The following is a 10,461-nucleotide window of genomic DNA, read 5'->3' as shown; positions in this document are numbered from 1 at the left end:
CGCTGATTCTCATATCCACTGGATTGTTTGTGGCGGTAGCGGGTTTAGTTTGCGCCGCCAACGGATTGAGGGAGCAGATTTGATGGAGGAAAATAGATTAGTGGCGCGATCGCATCTCTTCATTGGTCGCAATGGTCAAGGTTCTCAGAAGCGGCGACCTTACTCAGGTTTACGCATTGACGTTAAAGGCGATGGACAGCCTAAGTTTATTGTGCGTCCCTTGGTTTCCGAATGGTATCAGAGGCAATGGCATGATCGTGAATTTGAACCACTGATCATTGAATGAATAGGCATCGGAAAAGAGGAGGCAGAAGTTTTTTAATTCTGAATTTTGAATTGATTTCTCTCAATTCACTCATTCACATATCTAACCAAATTGCATCATTCCCACTTAAATTCAATATTTAAGGTAACTTTGAAAACTGAGACTTTTTAAAATCGATCAATAAAACTATTCTGGAGATATTGCTGCGATTCCAAACCTCATGCTCAACTGTATCATCAAAAACTAAGCACTTGCCTTCTTCCCAAGTTTTTGTTTCATCCCCCACTCGTATCGCACAGTCATCAGCAACAATTAAACCCAAATGACAACGGAGTACAGTGTTTATATATCCCTCATGAGGTAGAATATGAGTTCCAGGTGCAAGGGAAGAAAAAGTTGCTGTGGTCATTCCAGGAATAGCTTCTATTAATTTTGTTGTTTCTGGACACAAGCGGCAGTTATCTTCTAATTTCTTTCCAAAAGAATACAAAGTAAAAATATCCCAGCCTTTGTTATAAAGAAACTCTTTTTGCCAAGGAATAGAATCCTTGTCTTGCAGTCTATCAAACTCCTCTTTAATGAGGAACCAGTTTGATTCTAGACTCTGTATAAATCTAAAAATAATAGTTTCGTAAAACATTTTTTATTTAATTATGTTATGTTCATTGCCTTGAAGGTAACTGGAAGAGATTTTAAGCTCCGAAAAGGAATTTTTTTTCGCCATTCAACCTCTTCTTGTAACAACTGTATATCAGGTAATTGCACAAGAGCATTAATAGCAATTTCAGCTTCTAGCCGCGTTAATGCTGCACCCAAACAAGAATGAATACCATCAGCAAAAGCTAAGTGATTGTTATTAACTCGCGTAATATCAAAACGATCTGGTTCAGGAAATTGTGCAGGATCTCGATTTGCAGCCCCCAATACAACCAATACTTTATCACCAGACTGAATAGTTACACTATCTAAAAGAACATCTTGATTTGCTACTCGTGTAGTAATCTGAATCGGACTGTCATAACGCAGTATTTCTTCTATAGCACCTTGAATAAGCATAGGTTGTGTCTTTATTTGTTGCATTTGATCTGGGTGACGCAACAAAGCAAGCATACCGTTACTTATGAGATTGACTGTTGTTTCTTCACCAGTTAGAAAAAGTAACATACAGATGGAAATAATTTCTTCTTCCGTGAGCTTGTTATTCTGCTCTTTAACTGCTATCAAAGCACTCAATAAATCCTGTTGTAGATTTATTTTACGTTGAGCAATCAAGCCCTTAAAGTAATCTGTAAATTCTAAGGCCACTTTATTCATCTGCTCATAATCTTCCAATGACTTGAGTGGATCTAAAATCTCAGACAATTTATCTGACCAATAATATAGCTTATACCAATCTTCAACAGGTACTCCCAAAATTGTGCAAATCACATTACAAGGTAAAGGACAAGCAAAATCGGCAATTATATCCATGTGGTCTTGATGTCGAATTTTACTAATTAGCTGCTCTGTGATTTGTTGAATTTGGGAATATAAACTTTTAACAGTAGCAGCAGAAAAAGCTTTACTTATTAATCCTCGCAATCTAGTATGTTCTGGCGGGTCTAGAAATATTAACCATTTACTAATAGCTTGTGCAAGTGTATTGAAATTACCCAGATAATCGCTTTTGTATTTAACGTGGTTTGGCATTTTATTAACACAAAAGCGAGAGTCTCGTAAAATTGCCTTAGCATCAGCATAGCGAGTAACTACCCACATATTATTGAAGCTTTGGTGTATTGGTTCAACAGAACGAAGTTTATGGTAAATGGGATAGGGATTAGCCTGAAAGGATGGGTCATAAGGATTAAACTTAAAAACTTTTTCCTTTTCTGAGATTTGATTATTATCTTTAATTGGTTCCATTTACTATCTACTATATTTACTAAAACCTGCAAAAAAATTAGTTAATACTAAAACTTAATTTTAGAGCTTTTAAGCCACGGATGGCTATGTTTTTTCGCCACTCTAATTTATCCATAGCTAGCTTTAAATTAGGAAGTTCTTGAATCAGTGTATTAATAGCAATTTGAGTTTCTAGCCGTGCTAACGCAGCTCCCAGACAATAATGAATATTATCGGCAAAAGCAACGTGATGATTCTGCTCTCGGTTAATATCTAACTGATCGGGGTTAGGAAAGTGGGCAGGATCTCGATTAGCAGCACCTAAGCACAAAACGATCTTTTCACCTGCTTTAATTCGTTGATTGCCTATTTCTAAATCATCAGTAGCAATCCGGGTAATCATCTGAATTGCACTATCGTAGCGAATGATTTCCTCTACCGCACTTTGAATTTTTGTTGGTTCTCTTTTCAGGTGTTCCATTTGTTCAGGGTGATTGAGCAATGCCAGCATTCCGTTACCTATTGTATTACCTGTAGTTTCTTCTCCTGCACCAAATAATAATGTACAAACTGCCAATATTTCCTTTTGAGTTAATTTATCACTTTGCTCTTGAACTGTAATTAGACTACTAATCAAGTCTTGCTGGGGATTTTTTTCTCGTTCATGAATCAAACTACGTAAATAGTCTTGAATCTCTTGCGTAGCCTGATTCATTTTTTGATATTCTTCTAGTGATACCAATGGATCTAAAATCCGAGACAATACATTAGTCCACTGATGTAGCTGGTTTTGAGCTTCTTTTGGTATCCCCAAAAGTTTACTAATAACTTTCACAGAAAGCGGACTGGCAAGATCGGCAACAATGTCTATACTCCCTTGATGTCTAACTTTATCTAGCAATTCATCTACAATTTCCTGAACAAAAGGACACATCTGCTCAACAACTATGGGAGAAAAAGTTTTAACTAGCAATCCACGTAATCTAGTATGATCTGGCGGGTTCATATAAAATAAAAATTTGCTAGTAGTATAAGCCAGAGTATCCAAATTTTTCTCCTTGTTTTTAAGATATTTGCTTCTTTCATTGATTAATTTTGGTCTATCATCAGTACGAATACACCCACTTCTCAAAACTGCTTTGATATCAGCATAGCGAGTGACGAACCAATCACCGCCAATCAAGTATTTATGTACTGGATCTTCTGAGCGGAGGCGATGATAGGTTGGATAAGGATTAGCATTAAATTCAGGAGCAAAAATATTGTATTCTAATTTAATTGATTCTATTTTTTTGCTATTATTAGTATTAATAACTTCTTGGCTCATATTAGAAATTGGTTTGATTTTATAGATTTTACTTTAAATAATATCTGGAGAAGCCAATAATACTAATAATTGACTTTCTTTTGCTAAATGCTCCGATAGGATTTTGATGTTAGGATATTCCCAAAAAAGAGTAATTGCCAGTTCACAACCTATCCATTGAGCTAATTCATTTGTCATACTGACTGACACTGCTGAATCTAAACCATAGGAAGTAAAAGACTCTTGAATATCTATTCCATCAGGGGGTAATTTTAGGTATAAAGCTAAATGAGAAATTAACCAGTTTTGAATTTCTGCTTCTGTCAAAGCTAGTTTTTCAGAGTGATTAATATCTGAATTGTGTGTTTGTTGGCGAAGCTCTTTTACTTCTGTTTGCAGTTTTAATAAATCTATTTGTGCAAGATTGGCAATCCAATCTCCCACAATATCTAAATTTCCATTCAAGAAACCAATACGACAAGCCTGACGCTGAATTTTATTGCTCGGCGTTTTCGGGATAGTTGCAGTTTTCAGCAGGGCGATCGCATAGACTTGCAACTGATATTCTTCAGATACTGCCTGACGTATGGCTTTTATAACCTCCAAAACATCCAGGTTACGTAAGTAAGTCCGCTTTACCTCTTGAACAATAACTAGCTGTTCAACTCCTGCAATTTCTAGAGAAAATGCTGCTCCACAATGAGGCCGTAGCGCTGGATGGCTGTTTTCAACTGTTAACTCGATATCCTGGGGATAATAATTTTGTCCCCGAATAATTATCATGTCTTTTAGGCGACCTGTGACAAATAGTTCGCCATTGAGCAAAAATCCTAAATCTCCCGTGCGGAGATAAGACCCCTCTTTTGAATCTTGAAGTTGAGCATGAAAAATCTGCTGCGTTTCGTCGGGTTTATTCCAATAGCCAATGGCTACACTCGATCCTGCAACCCAAATTTCTCCGACTTGTCCATCGGGACACTGGGTTAAAGACTCTGTATTGGCGATGCTCCCAGAGGGAGCCGTGCAAGGCACGATCGCAATTTTTTGGTTAGGGGTACTGTGACCAACACCAACGATCGCTTTATTCTCTGTCTCAGAGGTAGCATCTACAATTAAATTCTGTTTTAAAGCTTGATCTTGTACAAAGTGAATCACTGGTGGAGCTGCTTTTAAACCCCCAGACACAATTAGAGTTGTTTCCGCCATACCGTAGCAGGGGTAAAAAGCACTCCTTCTAAAGCCACACTCTGCAAAGGTGGTGGCAAACTTCTCTATAGTTTCCGCACGTACAGGTTCAGCACCATTGAAAGCTACTTCCCAACAACTCAAATCAAGCTGTTGCCGTTGTTCGGGAGTAATCTTTTCAATACACAAGTCATAAGTAAAATTGGGGCCGCCGCTAGTAGTGGCTTGATAGTCGGAAATAGCTTTTAACCAGCGAAAAGGCTTTTGTATGAATGACTCTGGCGACATCAAAATGACTGAGCAGCTACCATATACAGGCTGTAACACTCCACCAATTAGCCCCATATCGTGGTAAGGAGGTAGCCAAATTACTCCGCGACTGTTAGCTGTATGTTCAAAAGATTTATAAATTAAATAAGAGTTATGTAATAAATTGCCATGACTTACCATCACTCCTTTTGGTTTGCCTGTTGTACCAGAAGTGTACTGGAGAAGTGTTAGTGAGTTGTGGTTAATTTCTGGCAAAAACCAATCATCTGCTAAATTGTTGCTAATCTCATCGATTGCTATCCATTGCAAGGCTACTAATTCTGCTTCTTGTTCGATGCTTTGTGCAGAGTTGGTAATTATAGATGTGGTGCTGAGTGCAAAAGTTGCCTGTGCATCAGCTGCGATCGCCTTTACCCTTGTCATCCTTTGTTTACCTTGTGGTGGGTACACGGGTACAGCAATGACACCTGCATACAAACATCCAAAAAAAGCAACTATAAATTCTAGTCCAGGGGGGTAAAGAAGTAACGCTCTTGCTCCAAAAGCTTTCCTACTCTGGAGTAACGCTGCTAGTTTACGGGCTTTTTGATCTAATTCTGCATAAGTAAAGCTAACTTTTTCTGCTTCTCCATCTACTAAAAAGGTATATGGCACCTGATTTGGTTGTTTTAGCACCCTATAGTTTAGTAGGTGAATTAAAGTTGCTTCTTCTACAGAAGATGGAGAAAATAAATCGTTAATCATAGCTATTTATATTTACCTAATAAAAACAGAAATTAGTTGTTAATTTCCTACTAAGTTGTTTTCTGTATGTTGTACCCTTGCTAATGTTATTAACGCCGCCAATAAGCAGCACATTATCAAAGAGCATGGAAGATATAAGAGAAAATTGTTATATCTTCCACATCTTCTACTGGTTATATAAAGTATGTTTGAGTATGTCTTGCTATCACCTTATAGCCAGTTCTAGACCAAGACGTTACTGCCAATAACTAAAGAGTTAGCGGAGGCATTATTCAAATTCACCAATAAGCTAAACCCTTGGGTAGATGTTATTCCATCTGTATCAATCTGAACTTGAGTATTGACACCACTAGAAACAAAACGCAAGTAGCTATCAGTAATAGGATTGCTACCATCGTAGCCCAGGCTATCAAACAAGTTAGTTAACACTAGCTTGTCTTGGCCGGAATTGAAATCAGTGATGGTGTCACCACTGGTTCCTTTGTCACTAAAAGCTTGATAGATAAACTGATCAAAACCTGTTCCACCCGTAAGAGTGTCATTGCCAGCGCCGCCAACAAGAATGTCATTACCTGCACCACTAATCAGGGTATCATTGCCTAGATCCCCACGCAGCAAATCATCACCGTTACGTCCATCAATAATGTCGTTCCCACCTTGACCATTGATAACATCGTTAGAGTTGTCAAGAGCCTTAATATTGTTGGAAAAATCATTGAAGAACGTGACTGTGTTGCGTTTCAAAATGCCAGTTTGAGTCAAATCGGCATTAATGACATCAAAGTTGTCGCTTATGCTAGTTTGTCCATCAAATACAAGATTGCCAGTTGATGTGGAAAGGTTATCCAAGTTTTCCAGAGCAAAGTTTTGTAAGGTAACTTTGGTATCAGTCTCAGCAACTCCTTCAAATGTAACCTCTAGATTGTTGCCAGATTGAGTTAGAAGTAGATTGCGGGCTGTCAAGCCAGTTCCTTGGAATTTAATAGTATCCACTTCGGCAATAGTAGCTGCGGAAGGATTACTACCTCTGCCTACACCCCCGAAATTAAGAATAGTATGGCTTCCCTCCCTACGGGGTACGATAAACTCTTTTTGACCGCCACTACTAGAAACAGTATCAGATTCATAAGCACCAATATCTACGGTAGCAAACTTAAAGCGGTTAAAGTCAGTACCTCGTTGGTCAAAAGGGATGGATTCAGTAGTGTTGCCATCTCCATCTAAATCAGTTGTATCTGTTGAGAGATTAGCATTATTACCAGCATTGATCGCAATACTAGTGGGAACTAAAGCGTAAGTAGCTGTAGTGCCACCATTATTTTGCAAAATGGGGTTAATAACTTGGTTTATGTTGGTAATTCCGGCTTCGGCAAAGGTAATATCGCTACCTGTACCAATTGTTCCTGATGCTCCGGCAGTACTACCAATTAGATTATTGGCATTACCTGCAATGTCGCTATCAGTAGACACATCAGCCGCTTGATTATTGTTGTTAATATTCCCAGCAATAATGGTGTTCTTGACAGCAAGTGTGCCACCAAAGAAGTTCTCAACCCCACCGCCAAAAGTACTATTAAAATTAGCCACCACCGTATTGTTGGTAATGGTGTTGTTAATCAAGGTGGCTGTCCCTAAGTTGCCGATACCGCCGCCCCCAAAGACTCTGGCTTGGTTGCCCGATAGGGTAGTATTAATGACGGTAGCTGTACCTGAGTTTAAGATGCCACCGCCTGCATCACCTTGGTTATTAGAGAGAGTGCTGTTGATAACAGTAGCTGTACCAAGGATATTTATTCCACCTCCAAGGTTGCCGCGATTGCCTTCAATAGCGCTGTTAGTTAAGACTAAATTACTATTCTGATTAACTAAGATGCCACCTCCATCTGCTGTTTTGGCATTGCCATTAGCAATGGTTAAGCCGTCAATTTTGGCATCTGTTCCCGTTCCAGAGATACTCAAAACACGGTTGGCATTATTACCACTGACTGTTAGTTGCTCGACTCCTGTTCCAGAGATACTAATATCATCTGTAATTCTGAGCTGCCCAGAAGTTAGGGTTATGGTTTGGGCTGTGGCAAATTTTCCTTTCGTGTCGAAATCAACCGTATTAGCCCCAGTAAAGATATTGGCATTTTCAATTGCTTGTCGCAACGACCCTTCGCCGCGATCGTTGATGTTGGTGACGGTGGTATCGTTACGAGCAATAGTAACGGTGGCGGTTGGGTTGGTTGTATCAATACTATAAGCAGCGTCGGGAGCTAGATTCAGTTTTAAACTTTCATCAGCTTCAGCTGCCAAGTCATTAATAGCAGCAAGGTTGATATCAACAAAGCTTTGCCCATTAGGAATAACAACGCTAAGAGTATTACCAAAAAGCTTAATGTTCCCGCCACTAAGAGTGTAATCGTTCACAGAAGCACTGCTGCTATCAATAGTGAGTTTGACAGTTAAGTTACTGGCAGTGCCAATGCGATTAACACGGTAAGTTCCTGCTATTCCTGTTTCTGTAGCAGTGGCAGCAGCTGCACTGAGACTGACAATCGGCTCCTGTACTTCAAAAGCACCGATGTCCACTGTCCCGAATTTGCTGCGATCAAATGCTGTACCTCGTTGATCGGTGGTGACACCATTAGGAATAAAAGCATTATTACCTGCGTTGACGGCTGGTGAAGTAGCTAGTAAAGCCTGGGTTTGAGTAGTCCCACCATTATTAGCTAGGGGGGCTAATCCGGGGTTGGGGTTGACGATATCGCTGCCAGTGCCTATAGTTCCAGAAGCCCCAGCCGTAGCGCCAATCAGGTTGTTAGCATTGCCTGTAATATTGCCGAATACATCGGGCGCTTCACCACCTAAATCTTTGTTATTGGCAATGATGGTATTGGATGCAGTAACCGTGCCACCCAATCTGAAAATTCCTCCACCATCGCCAGCACTATCGTTGTCAGCATCTGCCGTGTTGTTGGCAATGGTACTGTTACTTATAATGAGCAAAGCTGAGTTTGTTACTCCACCGCCAGAAGAGTTGGCTTGGTTGCCAGAGATTGTGCTGTTAATTATGCTAGCTGTATTTACAGTAGTGAGAGCGCCACCGTTAGCGTTGGCTATGTTATTAGAAAAGGTACTATTGATTACTGTAATTGTGCCGAAATTATAGATCCCACCACCACTGACGGCGGATTGGTTGCCATCGATGGTACTGTCAGTTATGGTCGCTGTACCTGTGTTGGATATAGCTCCACCGCGAGCGGCTGTATTGTTGGAAAGTACACTATTATTTAAGTTCAGGGTATTTCCACTATTAACTAAGATACCACCACCATTTTGCGTGCCTCCATTCCCATCGGTAAGGGTAATCGCATCAATATTTGCATCTGTTTGAGTTCCAGAGATATTGAAGATACGGGAGGTATTGTTGCCACTGACGCTTAAGTTTTTCGCTCCCGTTCCTTGAATGGTGACATCATCGGTAATATTTAATTCTCCAGATGTCAGCGCGATCGCATCTGGGAAGACATCATTATATACAGTTTCAGCAAAGCTAACTGTGTCAGCCCCAGCAAAAGCGTTGGCATTTTCAATCGCTTGTCTTAATGACCCTTCACCTTTGTCATTGGTGTTAATTACTACTGTATCGTTACGGCTAATAGTAACAGTGGCTGTATTTTTTGCGGTATCGATATTATAGGTAGCATTAGCTGCTAGATTAAGTTTTACTGTTTCATCGGCTTCGGCTTGAATGTCATCAATCGCAGTCAGATTAATGTCAACAAAGTTTTTTCCATCAGGAATTACTACAGTAACAGTATTTCCAGTGACTGTAACTTTGTTGCCGCTAAGATTGTAGTCATCAAGCGCTGTACTACTACTATCAATGTTGAGTTTAATAGTTAAATTGCCAGCCGTGCGATCGCGACTAATACGGTAAGTACCACGATTGCCACTTTCAGTAACAGTGGGAGTTAGAGAAGTAATTGCAATGTTAGATAATGTCATATTTTGTGGACTTTTTCTCAAAAATTAGAATGTGTTTATTGAAAGTAAAGAAGATGTTTGAAAACTCAAAACCATTAACAAATTTAGCCTAGTTATGAACGGTTAAAACCAAGGCTTAGACTTCTTTGAAAATGCAAAATTCCAAAATAATTAAACAGTTTTGAATTTTGAAACTAGGAAATAGCAAAAATTATTTATCGCTTTAGTAGTTACACAGTATTCAAGCTGAGTTTTTACTTTTACGTTGCCCTTTTCTTCATTCTCTTGTTTTGGGAAAGCTATTGCCTGTTAAACTTAATTGCTTAACCAAAACCTGAATTTGTGAATTGACTGTGTAATTATGCATCAATTTACAACCTATCAACAGCATAATCAAGGGTTTATATAAAACATCCTACTTTTCTTACTTTTCCTACTTTTTTGAATAAGTCTTGCTGTGGTTAAATGAATATATGATAACTAGGGGCTTTTGTTCTGATATGGGCTACCACAAGTTATTACAAGCCCAATGTATCAAAAGATAAAAAATTATGATACTAACTGTATGACGGGTTGCGCTTTATTCGCCTCTATTTCGCCCATATATAAATAAGTAGAGACGCAATTATCATTGCGTCTCTACAAACCGCCTATTTAGCCTTCTCACGTGTGTGTAATTACACCCAGCAAAAAAGATTGTTGTAATTAAAGCATTCCTGGGCCTCTACCGCGTGTGTCACTATTTTCGGTCAGCTTGCCTTCCTCGTCCTGATTAACTTCTCCGAGTTCTTGAATACGTTGGGCGGCATCGGCTGCTGCTTGTTTGCGTGCATCA

5 protein-coding genes and 1 pseudogene are annotated in these 10,461 nt (G+C 39.3%); 1 reads left to right on the top strand and 5 read right to left on the bottom strand.

The annotated features are described in order from the left end of the window. Positions 1 to 286: pseudogene (locus VE944_RS29875) on the top strand (metallophosphoesterase); the annotation flags it as partial. A gap of 118 nt (positions 287 to 404) precedes the next feature. On the opposite strand, the gene VE944_RS29870 reads toward VE944_RS29875, so the two are convergent. The 5 genes from VE944_RS29870 to VE944_RS29850 form a co-directional block, all read right to left on the bottom strand. After that, on the bottom strand, positions 405 to 905 hold the full coding sequence (locus VE944_RS29870) for an aspartyl/asparaginyl beta-hydroxylase domain-containing protein (RefSeq protein WP_324986085.1): 501 nt from the start codon (positions 903 to 905) through the stop codon (positions 405 to 407). A gap of 11 nt (positions 906 to 916) precedes the next feature. After that, a complete protein-coding gene (locus VE944_RS29865; protein ID WP_324986083.1) occupies positions 917 to 2,170 on the bottom strand; it encodes a cytochrome P450 in 1,254 nt (417 codons plus the stop codon). 37 nt (positions 2,171 to 2,207) lie between these two features. After that, positions 2,208 to 3,476: a cytochrome P450 gene (locus tag VE944_RS29860; RefSeq protein ID WP_324986080.1), complete on the bottom strand. Its 1,269-nt coding sequence runs from the start codon at positions 3,474 to 3,476 to the stop codon at positions 2,208 to 2,210. Positions 3,477 to 3,509: 33 nt separating this feature from the next. Then, a complete protein-coding gene (locus VE944_RS29855; RefSeq protein WP_324986077.1) occupies positions 3,510 to 5,654 on the bottom strand; it encodes an AMP-binding protein in 2,145 nt (714 codons plus the stop codon). 222 nt (positions 5,655 to 5,876) lie between these two features. Then, complete coding sequence (locus tag VE944_RS29850; RefSeq protein WP_324986073.1) at positions 5,877 to 9,647, bottom strand: beta strand repeat-containing protein; 3,771 nt, start codon at positions 9,645 to 9,647, stop codon at positions 5,877 to 5,879. Between the last annotated feature and the right edge of the window lie 814 nt (positions 9,648 to 10,461).

It is taken from the genome of Nostoc sp., from assembly GCF_035638895.1.
Classification (GTDB): Bacteria; Cyanobacteriota; Cyanobacteriia; order Cyanobacteriales; family Nostocaceae; genus Nostoc.
This window is presented reverse-complemented; position numbering and strand designations above follow the sequence as displayed.

Excerpts from the sequence above, each read along its gene's own strand:
- VE944_RS29865 (WP_324986083.1), bottom strand. The coding sequence starts at position 2,170 with ATGGAACCAATTAAAGATAATAATCAAATCTCAGAAAAGGAAAAAGTT.
- VE944_RS29860 (WP_324986080.1), bottom strand. The coding sequence starts at position 3,476 with ATGAGCCAAGAAGTTATTAATACTAATAATAGCAAAAAAATAGAATCA.
- VE944_RS29870 (WP_324986085.1), bottom strand. The coding sequence starts at position 905 with ATGTTTTACGAAACTATTATTTTTAGATTTATACAGAGTCTAGAATCA.
- VE944_RS29850 (WP_324986073.1), bottom strand. The coding sequence starts at position 9,647 with ATGACATTATCTAACATTGCAATTACTTCTCTAACTCCCACTGTTACT.
- VE944_RS29855 (WP_324986077.1), bottom strand. The coding sequence starts at position 5,654 with ATGATTAACGATTTATTTTCTCCATCTTCTGTAGAAGAAGCAACTTTA.